Raw genomic sequence first — 19072 nt, 5'->3', positions numbered from 1 at the left:
TCCAAGGAGAACGAGCATGAGTGCATCTCTGCGTAGCATCGACGGTCAGGACGAAGCCACCATTCTGCGTGAAATCCAGAGCGCTCTGCGCGACCTGCGATTCGGTGCGGTGGAGATTACCGTGCACAACGCTCAGGTCGTGCAGATCGAGCGCAAGGAGAAGTTCCGCCTGCAGCAGCCCGGCAACAAGACCGGCTGATCGCACCACACATTCAAAACTAGAAAAATGCCAATCGGGAGCTTCACCATGTCCATCCGCCGTTATGCGCTCGCCGCCCTGGCCAGTGCTGTTTTTGCCGGTTCCGCCATCGCCAAGGACTACGAACTGCTGAACGTGTCCTACGACCCGACCCGCGAGCTGTACCAGCAGTACAACGCCGAGTTCATCAAGCACTGGCAACAGGCCCACCCGGGCGACAAGGTGAAGATCCAGCAATCCCACGGCGGTTCGGGCAAGCAGGCCCGTGCGGTGATCGATGGCCTGCGTGCCGACGTGGTGACCCTGGCCCTGGCCGGCGACATCGATGAAGTCGCCAAGCTCGGCAAGACCCTGCCAGACAACTGGCAGACCCGCCTGCCGGATGCCAGCACCCCGTACACCTCGACCATCGTGTTCCTGGTGCGCAAGGGCAACCCGAAAGGCATCAAGGACTGGGGCGACCTGATCAAGAAGGACGTGTCGGTCATCACCCCCAACCCGAAAACCTCCGGCGGCGCCCGCTGGAACTTCCTGGCTGCCTGGGCCTATGGCCTGAAGACCGGCGGTAGCGAAGAGAAAGCCAAGGCCTACGTGCAGGAGCTGTTCAAGCACGTGCCGGTGCTGGACACCGGCGCCCGTGGCTCGACCATCACCTTCGTCAACAACGGCCAGGGCGATGTGCTGCTGGCCTGGGAAAACGAAGCCTTCCTGGCACTGAAGGAAGACGGTGGCGCCGACAAGTTCGAGATCGTCGTGCCGTCGCTGTCGATCCTCGCCGAGCCGCCGGTGGCGGTGGTGGACAAGAATGCCGAAAAGAAGGGCAATACCGAGATTGCCAGCGAATACCTCAAGCACCTGTACAGCCCGGCCGGGCAGAAGATCGCCGCCGAGAACTTCTACCGCCCGCGTGACGAGAAGGTCGCAGCCGAGTTCGGCAAGCAGTTCCCGAAACTGGACCTGGTGACCATCGACAAGGACTTTGGTGGCTGGAAGACTGCACAACCGAAATTTTTCAATGATGGCGGTGTGTTCGACCAGATCTATCAGGCACAGTAAGGGCCAAGGAAAAGCGGGGCCGCCATGCGGCCCATCGCGACACAAGGCCGCTCCTACAGAGGTACGCGCACCCCTGTAGGAGCGGCCTTGCGTCGCGATGGGCTGCAAAGCAGCCCCAGGATTTCAGAAGCTAGCACCAGCCCGGGATCGTTCCCGGGCCAAGTGCGTTCAACCAGGGATATTTATGTCACGCCGCATTTCCCCCGTCATACCCGGCTTCGGGCTGACGCTGGGCTACACCTTGGTGTACCTCAGCCTGATCGTGCTGATACCGCTGGCCGCCATGTTCGTGCATGCCGCGCAGCTTACCTGGGAGCAGTTCTGGAACGTCATCAGTGCGCCGCGGGTGATCGCCGCGCTCAAGCTGAGTTTCGGCACCGCCCTGTTCGCCGCCATCATCAACGGAGTAATCGGCACCCTGCTGGCCTGGGTGCTGGTGCGCTACACCTTCCCCGGGCGCAAGATCATCGATGCGATGATCGACCTGCCGTTCGCCCTGCCCACGGCCGTAGCCGGTATCGCCCTGACCGCCCTGTACGCGCCTTCGGGCTGGGTCGGTCAGTTCGCCACCGACCTGGGTTTCAAGATCGCCTACACCCCGCTGGGCATTACCCTGGCGCTGACCTTCGTCACCCTGCCGTTCGTGGTGCGGACGGTGCAGCCGGTACTGGCCGACATTCCGCGTGAAGTGGAGGAGGCCGCCGCCTGCCTGGGCGCCAAGCCGCTGCAGGTGTTCCGCCATGTGCTGGCGCCAGCGCTGCTGCCTGCCTGGCTGACAGGCTTTGCCCTGGCCTTCGCCCGCGGCGTGGGCGAGTATGGTTCGGTGATCTTCATTGCCGGCAACATGCCGATGAAGACCGAGATCCTGCCGCTGCTGATCATGGTCAAGCTCGACCAGTACGACTACACCGGCGCGACCTCCATCGGCGTGCTCATGCTGGTGGTTTCCTTCATCCTGCTGCTGCTGATCAACCTGCTGCAGCGCCGCATCGAAACCCCTTGAAGGAGGCCGGCATGTCCAGTTCATCCCTGAATGCAACCGCCGCCGCCAACGCCGCCCGCCGGGGCAGTGCCACTTCGCGGCGTATCCTGATCGGCCTTGGCTGGCTGGTGTTCGCGCTGTTCCTGCTGCTGCCACTGGTGATCGTGGTATCGCAGGCACTGAAGAACGGCTTTGGCACCTTCTTCGAGGCGATCTTCGAGCCTGACGCGTTGTCGGCGCTGAAGCTGACCCTGCTCGCCGTGGTCATTTCGGTACCGCTGAACCTGGTGTTCGGCGTCAGCGCCGCCTGGTGCGTGAGCAAGTACACCTTCCGTGGCAAGAGTATCCTGGTCACCCTGATCGACCTGCCGTTCTCGGTATCGCCGGTGATCGCCGGCCTGGTCTACGTGCTGATGTTCGGTGCGCAAGGCCTGTTCGGGCCGTGGCTGCAGGACCACGATATCCAGATCGTGTTCGCCCTGCCGGGCATCGTCTTGGCCACCATCTTCGTCACCGTACCGTTCGTGGCCCGTGAGCTGATCCCGCTGATGCAGGAGCAGGGCACGCAGGAAGAGGAGGCCGCGCGCCTGCTCGGCGCCAATGGCTGGCAGATGTTCTGGCACGTGACCCTGCCGAACATCAAATGGGGCCTGATCTACGGCGTGGTGCTGTGCACTGCGCGGGCGATGGGCGAGTTTGGCGCGGTGTCGGTGGTGTCCGGCCACATTCGCGGCGTGACCAATACCTTGCCGCTGCACGTGGAGATCCTCTACAACGAGTACAACCACGTCGCGGCCTTCAGCGTGGCCAGCCTGCTGCTGATCCTGGCGCTCTTCATCCTGCTGCTCAAGCAGTGGAGCGAGAACCGTATTAACCGCCTGCGCCACAGCGCCGCGGAGGAATGATTCATGTCGATCGAAGTTCGTAACGTCAGCAAGCGCTTCAACAGCTTCCAGGCCCTGGACAACATCAACCTGGACATCAACAGCGGCGAGCTGGTGGCCCTGCTCGGCCCGTCCGGCTGCGGCAAGACCACGTTGCTGCGCATCATCGCCGGCCTGGAAACCCCCGACCAGGGCAATATCGTGTTCCATGGCGAGGACGTGTCCGGCCATGACGTGCGCGACCGCAACGTCGGTTTCGTGTTCCAGCACTACGCGTTGTTCCGCCACATGAGTGTGTTCGACAACGTTGCCTTCGGCCTGCGCATGAAGCCCAAGGGCGAGCGCCCGAGCGAGAGCAAGATTGCCGAGAAGGTGCATGAACTGCTGAACATGGTGCAGCTGGACTGGCTGTCCGACCGCTACCCCGAGCAGTTGTCCGGAGGCCAGCGCCAGCGTATCGCCCTGGCCCGTGCGCTGGCGGTGGAGCCCAAGGTGCTGCTGCTGGACGAGCCTTTCGGTGCGCTGGATGCCAAGGTGCGCAAGGAGCTGCGCCGCTGGCTGGCGCGCCTGCACGAGGATATCAACCTGACGTCGGTGTTCGTCACCCACGACCAGGAAGAAGCCATGGAGGTGGCTGACCGCATCGTGGTGATGAACAAGGGTGTGATCGAGCAGATCGGCTCGCCGGGCGAGGTGTACGAGCACCCGGCCAACGATTTCGTCTACCACTTCCTCGGTGATTCCAACCGCCTGGCCCTGAGCGAAGGGCATCATGTGCTGTTCCGCCCGCACGAAGTGTCGCTGTCGCGGCACGAGACCGAAGGGCACCATGCGGCCGAGGTGCGGGATATCCGGCCGCTGGGCGCGACCACGCGGGTGACCTTGAAGGTGGAAGGGCAGAGCGAGCTGATCGAGGCAGAGGTGGTCAAGGACCATGACAGCCTGACCGGGTTGGCGCGGGGGGAGACATTGTTCTTCCGGCCGAAGGTTTGGCAGAAGGTGGCGGATATCTGAGTCGCCTTTGATGATGAAAAAGCCCGGGGTTGCTCCTGGGCTTTTTTATGCCTGATGGATTGCCGGGGCTGCTTTGCAGCCCATCGCGACACAAGGCCGCTCCTACAGGGGATCGCGTAATGCCTGGGGCTTGCGCGGTCCGTGTAGGAGCGGCCTTGTGTCGCGATCGAGGGCGCAGCCCTCGCGGCAATCTCATGCCTTGCGCGAATATTTCGCATGCCGGCAATGCATGATTGAAAACCCGATCGGCCACAGCCCGCGAATTCCGCGGCTTTGCCACAATCCATAAAAAAACATATTCGGTAAAGTTCTAACCATAATTTTAAACGTTACTTTTAGAGATAAGCCCCTGACCCCGATGATTCAGCCACACACCTGAATCGAGTCCCAGGAGTTTGATCAATGGGTAATGTCCAGTCGGCCGTCAGGGCCTACGACCAGCCATGGCGCCCGGCCCCGGGCGACCTGGTCGACCTTGGACGCACGCTTCGCCTCCCGCTTGGCCAGCTGCGCCTGCAACGCACGCCTGTCAGCGGGCTCAAGCGCCGCGACAAGCTGGTGTTGGGCCTGCTGGTGCTGGCCCTGCATGGCGCTGCAGCGTACTGGGTCAGCCAGGCACCAACGCCCGAGCTGCCGGTGGTGCCACCGCAAGTACCGCCGATGACCATCGAGTTCGCCGCGCCAGCACCGCCTGTGGTCGAACCACCGCCACCAGCCCCGGCACCGCCGGTGGTCCAGCCGCCACCGCCGCCCGTGGTCGACGAACTGGCCGCCAAGCCCAAACCCAAGCCAAAGCCCGTGCCCAAGCCGGTGGTCAAGCAACAGCCCAAACCGCAGCCCAAGCCGGTCGAAGCGCCGCCGCCAGCGCCTGTGGCCGCTCCGGCACCGCCAGCGCCACCCGCGCCGGCCCCGGTCACCCCGGCATCGGCCAACGCGGCGTACCTGAAGAACCCGGCGCCGGAGTACCCGCAGATGGCCCAGCGCCGCGGTTGGGAAGGCACAGTGCTGCTGCGCGTCGAGGTGCTGCCCAGCGGCAAGCCCGGGCAGATCCAGATCCAGAAGAGCAGCGGCCGTGATGCCCTCGACGCTGCCGCACTGGCCGCGGTCAAGCGCTGGAGTTTCGTGCCTGCCAAGCAGGGCGACGTGGCCCAGACCGGCTGGGTCAGCGTGCCGATCGATTTCAAGCTTCGCTAACTTTTTCGCAGAACACAGGAAGACATCATCATGAGCCTGCTGGCATCCCCCCTCGAATCCGTTGAAAGCGCAGTTATCTGGCTGCTGGTCGGTTTTTCTGTCGCCACCTGGGCCCTGGCCCTGGTCAAGGTCGTGCAGTTCGTGCGGCTGAAGAACCAGGACAAACGCTTCCACCAGCAATTCTGGGCCGCCTCGAGCCTGGACTCGGCTGCCGAGCCCAGCCACGACCTGCCTGGCCCTGCCGCCCGTGTTGCCCAGGCCGGTTATGCCGCCATCGCCGTAGGTGACAGCCAGGCCAATGACCTGAGCCACGCCATCAACCACCAGGACCGCCTGGAGCGCGCCCTGCGCCAGCAGATCGTGCGTGAGCGCCGTTCGCTGGAAACCGGCCTGGCGGTGGTCGCCAGTATTGGCAGTACCTCGCCCTTCATCGGCCTGTTCGGCACCGTCTGGGGCATCATGGAAGCACTCAAGGGCATCAGCGCGGCCGGTTCCGCCAGCCTGGAAACCGTGGCCGGGCCGATTGGCGCGGCACTGGTGGCCACCGGCGTGGGTATCGCCGTCGCGGTGCCGGCGGTGCTGGTCTACAACTACTTCCTGCGCCGCCTCAAGCTCACCGCGGCCGACCTCGATGACTTCGCCCACGACTTCTACAGCCTGGCGCAGAAGAGTGCCTTCCGCGTGCTGGTGCACCCGGCCGTGCACAGGCCCCAGGCCGGTTTCACCCAACCGGTGAAGGAGGCGTCCTGATATGGCCTTTTCGACCCAGGACAGCGACGAAGTCCTCAGTGAAATCAACGTCACGCCGTTGGTGGACGTCATGCTGGTGCTGCTGGTGGTGTTCATCGTCACCGCGCCGCTGCTGACCAATGCCATCCCCATCAACCTGCCCAAGACCGAGGCCGTGGCCCCGGTGGAGCAGAAGGACCCGCTGGTGGTCAGCATCGATGGTGACGGCAAGTTGTTCATCAACAAGGACGAGATCCAGCCCGACCTGCTGGAAACCAGCCTCAAGGCCGCCAAGGACAAGGACGTGGACGTGCGCGTACAGCTGCAGGCCGATGACGGCGTGAACTACGGCGAAGTGGCGCGGGCCATGGCGGCTATCGAACGTGCGGGGATCAGCAAGCTGGCGGTGATTACCGCGCGCTGAACCCGTCAACTTTCTTCAGGCAAGTGCTTAGGGGCCATATCTCTTGGCAGGGGATGGCCCTTTTTTTTGCCGGATTTCATGGCTATCAATGCCCCCTGTGGGAGCGGGTTCACCCGCGAATGCGATGTAGGCATCACCGACGCATTCGCGGGTAAACCCGCTCCCACAAGGATTGCATTTTGGTTATTAATAAATAGCTTCTTATTCCTTTACTGATATAACTCCCTCCCTATACTTGTCTCCAAGCACGCAAACTCACTGGAGGCGTCCCCATGCGCAATGAGTCGATTCGTTACCTGATTGTGCCGGGCTGGCAAGGATCGCCAGACAACCATTGGCAAAGTCACTGGCAGCGCACCCTGCCCAACAGTGCCCGGGTCGAGCAGCACGACTGGCTTACCCCGCAACGTAAGGACTGGGTGCAGGCACTGGAGCAGGCGATTGCCGCCGAGCGCTCGCCGGTGATTCTGATTGCCCATAGCCTGGGCTGCATAACCGTCGCTCATTGGGCCGCGCAAGCCAGCCCGGCCCTGCTGCGGCGGGTACGTGGCGCGCTGCTGGTGGCGCCCGCTGACGTGGAGCGGCCAACCTGCGCGCCGGCTCTGCGCAACTTCGCGCCGATCCCGACCGAAGCACTGCCATTCCCCAGCCAGCTGGTCAGCTCGGACAACGACCCGGCCGTAAGTGTGCCAAGGGCGTTGTACCTGGCCCAGGTCTGGGGCGCCGAAGCAGGGCTGCTGACCAACGCCGGGCACATCAACGTCAAGTCCGGCCATGAGCGCTGGGAACAGGGTTTCGCCTACTTGTATCGCTTGCAGAGCCGGGTCGAGCAGCGCGCACTGCGCCGCGCCTGATCGCCCTTACTGTTTACCGTTTGCCTGACGCCCGGCCATTGAAGGCCTGGGGCGGGAGTTCGTCATGACTTTTCAAAACCCTTTTGGCCAGCCGTTGCTGACCTTCCCTGAGCTGGACAAGAGCCCGCTGAGCATCCGCGCCAAGGCGCTGGTGTTCATCGACCCACGTTCGCAGCAGCTGCGCGAGGAGCTCGAGCACCTGGCGCCACAACCCTTGCCAGTGCTGATCCGTGGCGAAACCGGTACCGGCAAGGAACTGCTGGCTCGGCAGATCCACCGTGCCAGTGACCGCAGCGGGTTGTTCGTGTCGGTCAACTGCGCTGCCATCAGCCCCACCTACGCCGATGCCGAGCTGTTCGGCTACAGCGCCGGCAGCCAGGGCGGCACAGCCAGCAGCCGTGCCGGCTGGTTCGGCTCGGCCAACGGCGGCACGTTGTACCTGGACGAGATCGCCGACTTGCCGCTGGCCATCCAGGGCAAGCTGCTGGCCGCCCTCGAAAACCGCGAGGTTACCCGGGTGGGCGCGCAGCAGCCGCAACCGGTGGACGTGCGCCTTGTGGCCGCTACCAGTATTGACCTGGCGCGGGTAGTGCGCGCGGGGCGCTTCAACGAGCGCCTGTACCAATACCTGCGCGAGGGGGCGCTGGAGCTGCCGCCACTGCGCGAGCGGCCGGGCGATATCCTGCCGTTGGCCGAGTACTTCGTGGGCATCTACAGCGTGCGCCTGCAACGGCCTGTGCCGCTGGTGAGCGAGGCGGCGCAGCAGGTGCTGGAGGCACACCCTTGGCCCGGCAACACCCGTGAACTGGAGAACGTCATCCACTTCGCCTTGCTGGTGAATGACGGCGAAGAGATCCTGGCTGAAGACCTCGACCTGCCAAACCCCGCGCGCTAGACATCGCTCATAAGCAAAGTGGCTGATGGCAGTTTGTTTTTGGAATAAGAAGCTAAATAAAAGATATTGTTCCGGAATAAAAAATCTGGGTATTGTCCGCCTCACGCCCGCTGGTGAACCGGTTGGGCACCCGATTCGCCATCGTCGATGGCCCAGAACCAGAACAAGGACCACCATGAAAAAGACCCTGCTGACCACTGCCCTGGCTGCTGCCCTGTCGTTTGCCGGCCTGGCTGCCGCCGCCGAGAAACTGGTGGTTGCCGCCACCCCGGTACCGCACGCCGAAATCCTCGAGCTGATCAAGCCGACCCTGGCCAAGGAAGGTGTGGACCTGCAGATCAAGGTCTTCACCGATTACGTGCAGCCGAACGTGCAGGTTGACCAGAAGCGCCTGGACGCCAACTACTTCCAGACCCTGCCGTACCTGCAGAACTTCAACGAAGGCAAGGGCACCCACCTGGATACCGTGATCGGCGTGCACGTCGAACCCTTCGGTGGTTACTCGAAGAAGGTCAAGAGCCTGAGCGAACTGAAAGAAGGCGCTACTGTTGCCATCCCTAACGAGGGCAGCAACAGCGGCCGCGCCCTGCTGCTGTTGCAGAAGGCTGGCCTGATCACCCTGAAGGACCCGAAGAACGCCCTGGCCACCCCCAAGGACATTGCCGAGAACCCGAAGAAGCTGAAGTTCCGCGAGCTTGAGTCGGCCATGCTGCCGCGTGTGCTGGACCAGGTCGACCTGGACATGATCAACACCAACTACGCCCTGGAAGCCGGCCTGAACCCGGCCAAGGACGCGCTGGTGATCGAAGGCAGCGACTCGCCATACGTGAACTTCCTGGTCGCCCGCCCGGACAACAAGGACAGCGAAGCCATCCAGAAACTGGCCAAGGCCCTGACCAGCCCGGAAGTGAAGGAGTTCATCGCCAAGAAGTACCAAGGTGCGGTGCTGCCGGCGTTCTGATGCGCTTGCATTACCTTGCATGACCCAACGCCGACACCCTTGTGTCGGCGTTTTCATGTGTGGGCATAGTTACCTGTGGGAGCGGGTTTACCCGCGAACACGGGCGAAGCCCGTGCCATCCACCGCGTTGTCTGCTTCGCGGGTAAACCCGCTCCCACAAGGTCCTGCGTACGCCGTCAGTACATGCATCCAGCGCGGAACTCTCAGTGATATGCATATGCTACAAAGGTATTTATCAAAAAGTTTTTAGATCATTAGAGTCTAGCTATCGTGCCCACGCGCACCCTGCAGACCTGCTTCACCATGACCCTCGACACCGCATTCATCCTCGGCACGCTGCCCGCCTTCCTCAAGGCCGTGGGCGTGACCCTGCAGGTCGGTCTGATCGCCATCGCCACCTCGCTGCTGGTCGCCCTGGTCAACGCCACACTGCTGGTATTACGCACCCCGTACCTGTGGCGCCTGGTAAAAGCCTACGTGGAGCTGGCCCGCAACACGCCGCTGCTGATCCAGCTGTTCTTCGTCTACTTCGCCTTGCCCAGCCTGGGCCTGAAGATTTCCGGCTTTGCCGCAGCGATCATCACCATGACCTTCATGGGCGGTGCCTACCTCACCGAGGTGCTGCGTGCCGGCATCGAGGCCGTGCCCCGTGCCCAGCTGGAATCCGGGCGCTCCATCGGCCTGTCCGAAGGCCAGCTACTGCGCCATGTGGTGTTGCCCCAGGCCGGCATCCTCAGCCTGCCGGCACTGTTCGCCAACTTCATCTTCCTGCTCAAGGAAACCACCGTGGTGTCGGCGGTGGCCGTGCCGGAAATTCTCTACACCACCAAGAACTACATCGCGCTGTACTACAAGACCTATGAAATGCTCACCGTGCTGACCCTGCTCTGTGTGCTGCTGTTCCTGCCGCTGTCGTTGTTGCTGCGCTATGTCGAAAGGAGGCTGCAACATGGCCAGTTCGGCGTCTGAACTGCTGCTGCAGGCATTGCCGCAGCTGGCTGGCGGCGCGGCGCAGACCCTGGCCATCTCTGCGCTGGGCATCCTCTTCGCGACGCTGGGCGGTGTGCTCTATGGCGTGCTGGCAACCTTGGGCAACCGGGCCCTGAACATTGCCTTGCAGGTGTACCTGGAGCTGTTCCGTGCCATCCCCGTGCTGGTCTGGCTGTACCTGGTGTTCTTCGGCCTGCCGATCTTCCTGGCCCTGAGCATCCCCAGCTTCTGGTGCGCGGTGCTGGTGCTGGGCCTGTGGGGCGCCAGCGAGGTGGGCGAGGTGGTGCGTGGCGCGCTGCGCTCGCTGCCGCGCGGCCAGCGCGAGGCGGGGTTGTCGATCGGCCTGGCCGGCTGGCAGCTGTATGGCTACGTGCTGTTGCCACAGGCGCTCAAGCGCATGACCCCACCGACCATCAACATCTACACGCGGATCATCAAGACCAGCTCGCTGGCGGTGCTGATCGGCGTGGTCGAGGTGATCAAGGCCGGCCAGCAGATCATCGAGCGCACCTATGAGTCGGTGCTGATCTACGGCGCCTTGTTCCTGTTCTTCTTCATCGTCTGCTATCCGCTGTCCGCCGCTTCACGCGTGCTGGAACGCCGCTGGGCCCACTCATGAGCGCATTGATCGAATTCCAGGGTTTCAACAAGTTCTTTGGCGAGCACCAGGTGCTCAAGGACGTCGACCTCCAGGTGGCGGCCGGCGAGGTGGTAGTCATCCTCGGTCCCAGCGGTTGTGGCAAAAGCACGCTGCTGCGCTGCCTCAACGGCCTGGAGCAGGCCCACGGCGGCCACCTGCGCCTGGCCGGGCAGGAGCTGCTCGACCCGCGCACCGATTGGCGCGAGATCCGCCAGCGGGTCGGCATGGTGTTCCAGAGCTATCACCTGTTCGGTCACATGAGCGTGATCGACAACCTGCTGCTTGGCCCGCTCAAGGTACAAAGGCGCGAGCGCGCCGAAGCCCAGGCCCAGGCCGAGGCGCTGCTGGCGCGGGTCGGCCTGCTGGACAAGCGCGACGCCTTTCCCCGGCAGTTGTCCGGGGGCCAGCAACAGCGCATCGCCATCGTGCGTTCGCTGTGCATGAACCCCGAGGTAATGCTGTTCGACGAGGTTACCGCAGCCCTCGACCCGGAAATGGTCAAGGAGGTGCTGCAGGTGATCCAGGGCCTTGCCCGCGACGGCATGACCTTGCTCATCGTTACCCACGAAATGGCCTTCGCTCGCGCGGTGGCCGACCGCATCGTGTTCATGGAGGCCGGCAGGATCCTTGAACAGGGCGACCCCGAGAGCTTCTTCACACGACCGCGGACCGCACGCGCGCAGCAGTTCCTGGAGAAATTCTCCTTCGTAGAAAGCCTGCCGAAGACACTGCACAAGGAACTGTCATGAAAACTGCCAACCTCACCAAACTGCTGGCGCCGTTGTTCGGCCTGGCCCTGCTGGCCGGCTGCAACAAGGCTGAAGAACCACCCAAGCCCGCGGCGGCCTCGCCGGCCACCAGCTACCTGGAAACCATCAAGGCCCGCGACAAGCTGATTGTCGGGGTGTTCACCGACAAGCCACCGTTCGGTTTCGTCGATGAGCAGGGCCGCTACGTGGGTTTTGACACCGATATCGGCCGGCGCCTGGCCAAGGACCTGCTGGGTGATGAAAACAAGGTCGAGTTCGTTGCCGTGGAGCCGGCCAGCCGTATCCCGTTCCTGCAGAGCGACAAGGTCGACCTGATCCTCGCCAACATGACCGTGACCCCGGAGCGCAAGGAAGCGGTGGACTTCACCAACCCCAACCTGCGCGTTGCCGTGCAGGCCATCGTCGCGGATGGCAGCCCGGTGCAGAAGCTCGACGACCTGGCCGACAAGACCATCATCGTCACCACCGGCACTACCGCTGATATCTGGCTGACCAAGAACCACCCGGACTGGAAACTGCTCAAGTTCGAGAAGAACAGCGAGTCGCTGCAGGCGCTGGCCACCGGGCGTGGCGATGCCTATGCGCAGGACAACCTGATTCTGTTCAGCTGGGCCAAGCAGAACCCGGGGTACCGCGTGCTGCCTGAGCTGCTGGGTGACGAGGCACCGATTGCACCGGCGGTGAAAAAGGGCAACACCGAGCTGCGTGACTGGGTGAATGCCGAGCTGGCCAAGCTGGGGGAGGAGAAGTTTCTGCTGAAGCTGTATGACCAGTATGTGCGCAAGGAACTGAGCGATGACACCAAGCCGGAAAGCGTGATTGTGGAAGGGGGCAAGTGGCAGGGTTAGTCAGGTAAATAAGGCCATTGTGGGAGCGGGTTCACCCGCGAACACCGGCGAAGCCGGTGCCATGCACCGCGTTGCCTGCTTCGCGGGTGAACCCGCTCCCACAAGGGCTGCAAAGCAGCCCCGGTAATCTCACTGGTTACGCGGCAGCCAATTCAGCAAGAATTCATTCACCACCCGCGGGTTCTCCAGGCTGGAGATATGCCCCGCAAACGGAATCTGCGCCGCCAGGCAGCCAATGATCCGCGCCATTTCATTGGACTCTTCCGGCGGCCGCGGAATGTCCTGGTCGCCGCACATCAGGATGGTTCTCTCGCTCGGCAGCTGCTCGAGTTGCTCCAGCAGGTCGTGTCGTCCAAAGATTATCCGCCCCATGGGGTCGAGGCTCTCGCGAATGGTTTTTGCACTGCTTGCCTTCAGCTGAGCACGGAACCGCTCACGGATTTCAGGCACGGTCTGGCCGCCTGCGTGGAAAAAAATAGGCACGATGATGTCGAGCAGCAGGTCGCTGAATTCGCCGGCTTCGCTGGCGGCATCCAGCAAGGCGAAGTACTTGAGCCGAGTCTCCTCCGGCTCGGCGCCCAGGTAAGTGTCCATGAGCACCAGGCGATCAATTCGTTCAGGGTGGGTAGCAGCCAGCGGTGCCCCCCACATACCGCCTACCGACAGCCCGACCAGGTGGCACTTGGTAATTTCCAGTTTGTCCAGCAACGTCAGGTGCTGGCGGACCAGGCTGTTCATGTCGATGGTCGTGGCAGGCGGAGCGTCGGAGCTGCCGTGGCCCCACAGCTCGGGGACGATGACGCGGAAGTGTGCTGACAAGGCTTCGATTTGTGGCTGCCACATCTCGGCGGACCACAGGTAGCTGTGGCCGAGCAGGACCGGAAAACCCTGGCCCTGGTCGATGTAGCTCATGCGGGCGCCGTCGATTTCGATGAAGTGTCTTTGCATGGAATGGGTCTCGGCTGGGAGTGCTGTAGGGTATTCGAAATTGTCGGGGGCCGCTTTGCGGCCCATCGCGACACAAGGCCGCTCCTACAGGGATGCGCCTTGAGTTGCGCGGCCGCCTGTAGGAGCGGCCTTGTGTCGCGATGGGCTGCAAGGCAGCCCCTACGGTGCTGGCACCAGACGCAAGGTACTCTGCGCCGGAATCACCCCCATCTGCGCCTTCTGGTACTGCCCCTGCACATACCCTTCGGCCTGATCCGCAAAATGCCTGTCGAACGGCACGCCACTCTGCCCGACCGGGTTGGTGGTCAGCGCCTGCCCGGCATCGGCAAAGTCGACCAGCCGCCGCGTCGACGGCCCATAGGTCACCGGCCATGGCGCCGGGCCGATCTTTGCCGAGAGGTTGTTCGGCACTTCATGGGTGCCCGGTGCGGCGAACGGGCCGACGTTGAACAGCAGGTTCAGCGGCTTTTTAACCCCCAGCGGGTGGTTGTGGGTCAGGGTATGGGCCTTGCCCCACTGCCAGCTGGCCGGGTCACTACCCAAGGTCTCCCGCAGGTGCTTCAAGCTGTTCTGCCACGCCGTGCGCACCACGGCGGTACGGTCGGTGCGCTGGTTGGCTCCGCGGGTGTTCCACCACGGCGAATCGGCATCCGCCGCCAGGCGCGGCAGGGCTGCGTCGATGGCGCGGGTACTGATCAGCACCGGGAACCAGGTGTCGCCCAGCTCGTCATGCAGGGCCGCGAATGCCAGCTCGTAGAGGAACTGGTTGAACAGCGTGGCACTGGTCGAGTCGAGCGGGTAGTCGCCGCTCCAGGCTGCCAGTTGCTCGACCAGCTCCTTCTCTTCGTCACCTTCGGCCACTGCGCGCAGCGTTGCCAGCAGTGGTGCAAGGGTGCGCGGGCCATGGTCGCTGGCAGTGTCCAGCTGCAGCGCCTGGCTGTTTTGGGTATCCCACTTCACCTCGGGGTTGGCCAGGTGGCGGTCGAGCTGGCGGCCTCGGTCCGGCAGGTTGTAGTAACCGGGTATCGGCACCGCCGCCGGAGGCTGGTAGTTGGCCGAGACAATGTAGCCGCGCGCCGGGTTCTCCTGTTGCGGGTTGACGCTGAAGGGATAGAAGCCGAGCTTGTCGGCCTGCGCACTGGCACCGTCAAGGATGAACGCGGGGTCGACGCCGTCGGGGCGGATCGGCAACTGCGCCGCCGCCCACCAGCCGATATCGCCACGGGCATTGGCCCACACCAGGTTCAGCCCCGGCGCATGCACCTTGGCCGCGGCCTCGCGCATCTTGCCCAGGGTATCGGCGCGGTTGAGCTGGTAGAACCCGTCGAGGATCGGGTTTTCGGTTTCCAGGAACGCCCACCACATGGCGATTGGCGTGGGCCCGGCAGTGGCGCCCAGCACGTCGTTGACGATCGGGCCATGGGGCGAGCGGCGCAGGCTGAGGGTGACCGGTGCTTCGCCTTTGACGGCAATCTGTTGCTCGGTCTTTTCCAGCGCCTGCCATCTGCCATCGACCATCACCTGGTTGGCGTCGGCCGAGTTGGTGCGCTCGGCGATCAGGTCGACGTCGTCGTTCTGGAACATGGTCAGGCTCCAGCCGAAGTCGCGGTTGTGGCCGAGCAGGGCGAACGGGTTTAGCGCCTGGAAGTAGCCATACAGGTTGAAGCCCGGTGCCGACAGCTCTGCCTCGTACCACACTGCCGGCACCGCAAAACCGATGTGCGGGTCGCCGGCCAGCAGCGGCCTGCCGCTGCGGGTGCGGCTGCCGGCCACGGCCCAGGCGTTGCTGCCCTCGAATTGCGGGATGCCCGCATCGCCCAGCGCGTCATGGCTGAGGCGGGCGAGGGCCTCCAGGCTTTGCCAGTCGGCAGCGGCTAGCGGTGTACTCAAGGCGCCCTCGGGCTGCCAGGCAAGATCGAAGATGTTCAGGTACTCAGGGCCCAGCTGGTCGCGGATGTAGGTCAGCGCGGGCTCGGTGCGAAACGCGGCGGCAAAGCTGTAGGCCAGGTAGCCGGCGATGCTCAGGGTGTCTTCGGCGCTGAATGGGCGCGGGGTGATGCCGAGCAGGTCGAATTCCATGGGCTTGGGGTGGCTGGCCTGCCAGCTGTTCACCCCATCGAGGTAGGCTTGCAGGGCTTGCCAGGCGGGCGATTGCCGGTCCTGACGCTTGGCCATCAGTGCTGCCTGTTCGCGAATGCGCAGGCTGCGGAACAGGGTGTCGGTGGGCACCAGCTTGTCGCCCAGCACCTCGGCCAGCTCACCCCGGGCCAGGCGGCGCAGGATCTCCATCTGGAACAGCCGGTCCTGGGCATGCACGTAACCGAGGGCACGGTACAGGTCCGGCTCGCTCTGCGCCTGCAGGTGCGGCACGCCGCGGGCATCGTAGCGCACGCTGACCGGCGCCTGCAGGCCGGCGATGGCCACCTCGCCCTCGCGTTGCGGCAGCTTGCCCTGCACGTACCAGTATCCGGCGCCGGCGGCCACGGCAACCACCACGGCCAACAGGGTCAGGCTGCGCTTCATGCAGGCTCCTTGTGCGTTCAAGCGAAAAATGTGGTCCGATGATCGGCGGATTCGCGAACAGAGCATAGCCCCAGGAAGGAGTTTCCATGTCCCTCAGCGAAAAACAGAAAATGCTTACAGGCCAGCTCTATCACGCTGGCTGCCCCGAGCTGCAGGCCGAGCAGATCGCCAACAAGCACTGGATGCACCGCTACAACAGCAGTATCGAATTGCTCAACGACGCACGTCATGGGCTTTTGGTAGAGCACTTTGGCCAGGTCGGCGAAGGCGCGGTGATCCGCCCGCCGTTCTATTGCGACTATGGCTACAACATCAGCGTCGGCCGCAACACCTTCATGAATTTCAACTGCGTGATCCTCGATGTGCTGCCGGTGCGTATCGGTGATGACTGCCAGATCGGCCCCAACGTGCAGATCTATACCGCCGACCACCCGCTCGACCCCGAGGTGCGTCGCACTGGGCTGGAGAGTGGCCGGCCGGTGACCATCGGCAACAACGTGTGGATCGGCGGCGCGGCGATCATCCTGCCGGGGGTGACCATTGGCGATAACGCCGTGGTGGGTGCCGGTAGTGTGGTGACTCGGGATGTGCCGGCTGGGGCGGTGGTGGTGGGCAACCCTGCGCGAGTGCGTCAGCCGGCCCAGGGGCAGTAGCAGCCTACCGCCAGGGTATTGGAGGCACTCACCTGGCGGCCGTCGAGCAGTGCCTTGAGGATCGGCTCGATGAAGCTGTTGCTGGCATTGCACACTGCGCCTTCGCTGTAGGGGCCGAAGTAGGCCAAGTGGCCTTGCCGGTCCCAGATGGCCACGGCCGGGGAGGCGGGCAGGTGTTCGCTGCCGGGCACGCCGGCGAGTGGCTTGAGGGCGGTGAGGTTGGCGGGCAGCTGGCCGTGGCTGTCGGGCTTTTGCAGCACGTGGAAGGTCACGCCCTGGCTGGCGAACTGGTTGACCAGGTCGCCCAAGTGCTGCTGGTTGCCGACGTTGCACGGGCAGGCAGGGTCCCAGAAATGCACTACCCGGATCGGGCCGGGGCCGGCCAGCTCGGGGGGCAACTGCAGCTGGCTGCCGTCGAACAGCGTGGTTTGATTGTCGAACGGGCGCAGGTAGCGGGCCTGGAAGGTGGTGTAGGCCTGCCAGAGGATGGCCACGCCGACCAGAAGGGCGATTGCCGTGCACAGTGGTTTGATGATCCGAGTCTTCATGAAGGTTCCGCGGCCCCCTGTAGGAGCGGCCTTGCGTCGCGATGGGGTGCGAAGCGCCCCCAGGATTTGTGCCCCACGCTGAGATTGCCGGGGCCGCTGTGCGGCCCTATCGCGACACAAGGCCGCTCCTACAGGGGATCGGTGGTTGATGTTCGATGGTGAGCAAGCTTGCCACGACGCCAGCCAGAGCTGAATATCCCAGATCAATACTTGCTTCACTGTGGATGTACCCGATGCCCGCTGCCTTTCACCCCGACCTCCTGCGCACCAGTCTGGCGCCGTTGACCGCTCGCCAGCCGTTGTCGGCGCAGGCGCAGGACTACCAGCGCTTCTATGGCCTGAACCTGTCGGCCCGCAGCTGGCTGGGCGGCTTCCAGGCCGTAGGCTTCGAGCTGGTCGGGCAGGCCTGGCTACCCGAGCAGCCGAGCGCGACGCTGTTCCTGCTGCACGGCTATTACGACCATATGGGCCTCTACCGGCATGTGATCGATTGGGCGCTCAAACAGGGTTTCGCCGTGATCAGTTGCGACCTGCCCGGCCATGGCCTGTCCAGCGGCGAGCGGGCCAGCATCAGTGATTTCGCGGTTTACCAGCAAGTGCTGGAGGCTTTGTTCGAACAGGCGCGCACGCTGCAACTGCCGCGCCCCTGGCACCTGTGCGGGCAAAGCACCGGTGGCGCCATCGCCGTGGACCACCTGTTGTACCAGGGCACGCGCAGCCCCATCGATGGCCAGGTCATCCTGTTGGCGCCGCTGGTGCGGCCCTGTGCCTGGCGCTGGTCGAAGCTGAGCTATCGCGTGTTGCGTCACTTCGTGAATGGCATCGAGCGGCGCTTCAGCGAGAACACCAATGACCCGACCTTCCTGCCGTTCCTCGAAGCCGACCCGCTGCAACCGCGCCGCCTGCCTACAGCCTGGGTGGGTGCCTTGATTGCCTGGGTCAAACGCATCGAGGCCGCGCCGCGCAGCACGCGGCGGCCGTTGATCGTGCAAGGAGAAGCGGATGGCACAGTGGATTGGCCCTACAACCTCGAAGTGCTCAAGGCCAAGTTTGCCGAGCCGCAGATTCTGATGCTGCCCGAGGCCCGTCACCACCTGGCCAACGAGCTGCCGGGCATTCGCCAGCGCTACTTCGACTTCATCGACCAGCGCCTGGGCTGATCACTTCAGGTCGCTGCTGCTCTGGCCAACCGCCAGGCCTGCGCGAACGGCGGCCAGGGCGGCCTGGTAGTAAGCCTTGCCGTCTGGCGACTCGGCAAAGGTGGCGAACTCTTCCAGCTCGGCATCGGACAGGTCGCGATAGACATACAGCAGGGTGTTGTTGAGGTCTTCGCCGATCTGGCCCATCAGGCGCTGGCGCTGGCCGTCGAGCAGGTTCTGGGCCTGACCGCCGCCGAACAGGCCGGGGATCATCGAGCTGAGGCTGTCGGCCGCCACGCCGGCGATGGCCAGGCTCACTTCGGCGCCGGCTTCGCGCGCCGGCAGGGCCTGGGCCAGGTGGCCGATTATCAGCAGGCGGTCATCGCTGGCCTGGATCTTCGGCAAGCCCTTGGCATTCCTGGCCAGTTCGTCCTTGCGTGTGGCCTTGAGCTCCGCAGCCACCACCTTGCGCCCCAGCGGCGACCGGAAGAAGGCCAGCGCTGGTGCCGGGTTGGCCAGGGTTGCGCGCAGCTGCGCCTGGGCGCGACGGTCCACCGCCTGGGCCTGGAAGCGCTGGTTGCTGTTGTTTACCAGCGCCTGGTACACGGCGGGTGGCAAACTGTTGCGGTAGCGTTCCTGGGCAGCGGTCAGGGCATCATTGAAATGGGCGCGCTGGTCGGGCCAGCCGGCGGCCTTGTACAGTTGATCCAGGTTGTCTGCCCAGACAGGCACGGTGCAGATCATCAGCAGAATCAGGGAAAACAGACGGCGCATTCAGGACTCCTGTCGGCAGGTGGCTATTGTCCGTGGCCGGGCGCCGG

General features: G+C 64.0%; 21 protein-coding genes. 17 read left to right on the top strand and 4 right to left on the bottom strand.

The genetic code is table 11. From position 1 onward, the window contains the following. Positions 1–16 precede the first annotated feature (16 nt). From oscA to CAG46_RS01890, 15 genes are all read left to right on the top strand, one after another. Complete coding sequence (oscA, locus tag CAG46_RS01960; RefSeq protein WP_003258557.1) at positions 17–199, top strand: sulfur starvation response protein OscA; 183 nt, start codon at positions 17–19, stop codon at positions 197–199. A gap of 48 nt (positions 200–247) precedes the next feature. Then, entirely contained in the window at positions 248–1255 is a 1008-nt protein-coding gene (locus CAG46_RS01955) for a sulfate ABC transporter substrate-binding protein (protein ID WP_025341029.1), read from the top strand. A 184-nt stretch (positions 1256–1439) separates the two neighbouring features. Further along, on the top strand, positions 1440–2258 hold the full coding sequence (cysT, locus tag CAG46_RS01950) for a sulfate ABC transporter permease subunit CysT (RefSeq protein WP_025341028.1): 819 nt from the start codon (positions 1440–1442) through the stop codon (positions 2256–2258). 11 nt (positions 2259–2269) lie between these two features. Then, on the top strand, positions 2270–3142 hold the full coding sequence (gene cysW, locus CAG46_RS01945) for a sulfate ABC transporter permease subunit CysW (protein ID WP_025341027.1): 873 nt from the start codon (positions 2270–2272) through the stop codon (positions 3140–3142). Positions 3143–3145: 3 nt separating this feature from the next. Continuing rightward, positions 3146–4135, top strand: a complete 990-nt coding sequence (locus tag CAG46_RS01940) for a sulfate/molybdate ABC transporter ATP-binding protein (protein ID WP_013974693.1) — start codon at positions 3146–3148, stop codon at positions 4133–4135. A gap of 402 nt (positions 4136–4537) precedes the next feature. Continuing rightward, complete coding sequence (locus tag CAG46_RS01935; protein ID WP_025341026.1) at positions 4538–5329, top strand: energy transducer TonB; 792 nt, start codon at positions 4538–4540, stop codon at positions 5327–5329. Between the two features lie 30 nt (positions 5330–5359). Continuing rightward, the gene (locus CAG46_RS01930; RefSeq protein ID WP_085615853.1) at positions 5360–6079 is read left to right on the top strand and encodes a MotA/TolQ/ExbB proton channel family protein; all 720 of its coding nucleotides are present in this window, start codon (positions 5360–5362) and stop codon (positions 6077–6079) included. A 1-nt stretch (position 6080) separates the two neighbouring features. Next, a complete protein-coding gene (locus tag CAG46_RS01925; protein ID WP_025341024.1) occupies positions 6081–6482 on the top strand; it encodes a biopolymer transporter ExbD in 402 nt (133 codons plus the stop codon). Between the two features lie 272 nt (positions 6483–6754). Next, entirely contained in the window at positions 6755–7336 is a 582-nt protein-coding gene (locus tag CAG46_RS01920; RefSeq protein ID WP_085615851.1) for an alpha/beta hydrolase, read from the top strand. 64 nt (positions 7337–7400) lie between these two features. Then, positions 7401–8231: a sigma 54-interacting transcriptional regulator gene (locus tag CAG46_RS01915; protein WP_025341022.1), complete on the top strand. Its 831-nt coding sequence runs from the start codon at positions 7401–7403 to the stop codon at positions 8229–8231. A gap of 175 nt (positions 8232–8406) precedes the next feature. Further along, on the top strand, positions 8407–9192 hold the full coding sequence (locus tag CAG46_RS01910) for a MetQ/NlpA family ABC transporter substrate-binding protein (RefSeq protein ID WP_025341021.1): 786 nt from the start codon (positions 8407–8409) through the stop codon (positions 9190–9192). 303 nt (positions 9193–9495) lie between these two features. Beyond that, the gene (locus CAG46_RS01905) at positions 9496–10161 is read left to right on the top strand and encodes an amino acid ABC transporter permease (RefSeq protein ID WP_085616074.1); all 666 of its coding nucleotides are present in this window, start codon (positions 9496–9498) and stop codon (positions 10159–10161) included. Continuing rightward, a complete protein-coding gene (locus tag CAG46_RS01900; RefSeq protein WP_025341019.1) occupies positions 10142–10801 on the top strand; it encodes an amino acid ABC transporter permease in 660 nt (219 codons plus the stop codon). Before CAG46_RS01905 ends, CAG46_RS01900 begins: the two co-directional genes overlap by 20 nt. Continuing rightward, positions 10798–11571 (top strand): amino acid ABC transporter ATP-binding protein, encoded by a 774-nt coding sequence (locus CAG46_RS01895; RefSeq protein ID WP_054573408.1) that lies wholly within the window; start codon positions 10798–10800, stop codon positions 11569–11571. Before CAG46_RS01900 ends, CAG46_RS01895 begins: the two co-directional genes overlap by 4 nt. Continuing rightward, on the top strand, positions 11568–12440 hold the full coding sequence (locus tag CAG46_RS01890) for a transporter substrate-binding domain-containing protein (protein ID WP_015272203.1): 873 nt from the start codon (positions 11568–11570) through the stop codon (positions 12438–12440). The genes CAG46_RS01895 and CAG46_RS01890 overlap by 4 nt, the downstream gene beginning before the upstream one ends. A gap of 129 nt (positions 12441–12569) precedes the next feature. Here the strand turns inward: CAG46_RS01890 and CAG46_RS01880 are convergent, their stop codons facing one another. Together CAG46_RS01880 and CAG46_RS01875 are read right to left on the bottom strand one after the other, a co-directional pair. Then, complete coding sequence (locus tag CAG46_RS01880; protein ID WP_085616072.1) at positions 12570–13388, bottom strand: alpha/beta fold hydrolase; 819 nt, start codon at positions 13386–13388, stop codon at positions 12570–12572. Positions 13389–13547: 159 nt separating this feature from the next. After that, positions 13548–15911: a penicillin acylase family protein gene (locus CAG46_RS01875; protein ID WP_085615849.1), complete on the bottom strand. Its 2364-nt coding sequence runs from the start codon at positions 15909–15911 to the stop codon at positions 13548–13550. Positions 15912–15997: 86 nt separating this feature from the next. Here CAG46_RS01875 and CAG46_RS01870 point away from each other — a divergent pair, with 86 nt between their 5' ends. Beyond that, positions 15998–16564, top strand: coding sequence for a sugar O-acetyltransferase (locus tag CAG46_RS01870; protein ID WP_085615847.1), 567 nt, complete (start codon positions 15998–16000; stop codon positions 16562–16564). Here the strand turns inward: CAG46_RS01870 and CAG46_RS01865 are convergent. Then, the gene (locus CAG46_RS01865) at positions 16543–17112 is read right to left on the bottom strand and encodes a DUF6436 domain-containing protein (protein ID WP_085615845.1); all 570 of its coding nucleotides are present in this window, start codon (positions 17110–17112) and stop codon (positions 16543–16545) included. The two genes, CAG46_RS01870 and CAG46_RS01865, sit on opposite strands and share 22 nt — an antisense overlap. Before the next feature lie 233 nt (positions 17113–17345). Here CAG46_RS01865 and CAG46_RS01860 point away from each other — a divergent pair, with 233 nt between their 5' ends. Beyond that, positions 17346–18272, top strand: a complete 927-nt coding sequence (locus tag CAG46_RS01860) for an alpha/beta hydrolase (RefSeq protein WP_085615843.1) — start codon at positions 17346–17348, stop codon at positions 18270–18272. On the opposite strand, the gene CAG46_RS01855 is transcribed toward CAG46_RS01860, so the two are convergent. Then, the gene (locus tag CAG46_RS01855; RefSeq protein WP_003258544.1) at positions 18273–19025 is read right to left on the bottom strand and encodes a DUF2059 domain-containing protein; all 753 of its coding nucleotides are present in this window, start codon (positions 19023–19025) and stop codon (positions 18273–18275) included. It lies immediately after the preceding gene. Positions 19026–19072: the final 47 nt, after the last annotated feature.

The sequence above is a fragment of the Pseudomonas sp. B23(2017) genome (genome assembly GCF_002113725.1).
GTDB lineage: Bacteria > Pseudomonadota > Gammaproteobacteria > Pseudomonadales > Pseudomonadaceae > Aquipseudomonas > Aquipseudomonas putida_Z.
Note: the sequence above shows the minus strand (reverse complement) of the source record. Positions and strands in the feature narration are given on the sequence as shown.

Excerpts from the sequence above, each read along its gene's own strand:
- oscA (WP_003258557.1), top strand. The coding sequence starts at position 17 with ATGAGTGCATCTCTGCGTAGCATCGACGGTCAGGACGAAGCCACCATT.
- CAG46_RS01935 (WP_025341026.1), top strand. The coding sequence starts at position 4,538 with ATGGGTAATGTCCAGTCGGCCGTCAGGGCCTACGACCAGCCATGGCGC.
- CAG46_RS01870 (WP_085615847.1), top strand. The coding sequence starts at position 15,998 with ATGTCCCTCAGCGAAAAACAGAAAATGCTTACAGGCCAGCTCTATCAC.
- CAG46_RS01925 (WP_025341024.1), top strand. The coding sequence starts at position 6,081 with ATGGCCTTTTCGACCCAGGACAGCGACGAAGTCCTCAGTGAAATCAAC.
- CAG46_RS01880 (WP_085616072.1), bottom strand. The coding sequence starts at position 13,388 with ATGCAAAGACACTTCATCGAAATCGACGGCGCCCGCATGAGCTACATC.
- CAG46_RS01890 (WP_015272203.1), top strand. The coding sequence starts at position 11,568 with ATGAAAACTGCCAACCTCACCAAACTGCTGGCGCCGTTGTTCGGCCTG.
- CAG46_RS01915 (WP_025341022.1), top strand. The coding sequence starts at position 7,401 with ATGACTTTTCAAAACCCTTTTGGCCAGCCGTTGCTGACCTTCCCTGAG.
- CAG46_RS01860 (WP_085615843.1), top strand. The coding sequence starts at position 17,346 with ATGCCCGCTGCCTTTCACCCCGACCTCCTGCGCACCAGTCTGGCGCCG.
- CAG46_RS01855 (WP_003258544.1), bottom strand. The coding sequence starts at position 19,025 with ATGCGCCGTCTGTTTTCCCTGATTCTGCTGATGATCTGCACCGTGCCT.
- CAG46_RS01910 (WP_025341021.1), top strand. The coding sequence starts at position 8,407 with ATGAAAAAGACCCTGCTGACCACTGCCCTGGCTGCTGCCCTGTCGTTT.
- cysT (WP_025341028.1), top strand. The coding sequence starts at position 1,440 with ATGTCACGCCGCATTTCCCCCGTCATACCCGGCTTCGGGCTGACGCTG.
- CAG46_RS01895 (WP_054573408.1), top strand. The coding sequence starts at position 10,798 with ATGAGCGCATTGATCGAATTCCAGGGTTTCAACAAGTTCTTTGGCGAG.
- CAG46_RS01900 (WP_025341019.1), top strand. The coding sequence starts at position 10,142 with ATGGCCAGTTCGGCGTCTGAACTGCTGCTGCAGGCATTGCCGCAGCTG.
- CAG46_RS01930 (WP_085615853.1), top strand. The coding sequence starts at position 5,360 with ATGAGCCTGCTGGCATCCCCCCTCGAATCCGTTGAAAGCGCAGTTATC.
- CAG46_RS01875 (WP_085615849.1), bottom strand. The coding sequence starts at position 15,911 with ATGAAGCGCAGCCTGACCCTGTTGGCCGTGGTGGTTGCCGTGGCCGCC.
- CAG46_RS01905 (WP_085616074.1), top strand. The coding sequence starts at position 9,496 with ATGACCCTCGACACCGCATTCATCCTCGGCACGCTGCCCGCCTTCCTC.
- CAG46_RS01920 (WP_085615851.1), top strand. The coding sequence starts at position 6,755 with ATGCGCAATGAGTCGATTCGTTACCTGATTGTGCCGGGCTGGCAAGGA.
- CAG46_RS01955 (WP_025341029.1), top strand. The coding sequence starts at position 248 with ATGTCCATCCGCCGTTATGCGCTCGCCGCCCTGGCCAGTGCTGTTTTT.
- cysW (WP_025341027.1), top strand. The coding sequence starts at position 2,270 with ATGTCCAGTTCATCCCTGAATGCAACCGCCGCCGCCAACGCCGCCCGC.
- CAG46_RS01865 (WP_085615845.1), bottom strand. The coding sequence starts at position 17,112 with ATGAAGACTCGGATCATCAAACCACTGTGCACGGCAATCGCCCTTCTG.
- CAG46_RS01940 (WP_013974693.1), top strand. The coding sequence starts at position 3,146 with ATGTCGATCGAAGTTCGTAACGTCAGCAAGCGCTTCAACAGCTTCCAG.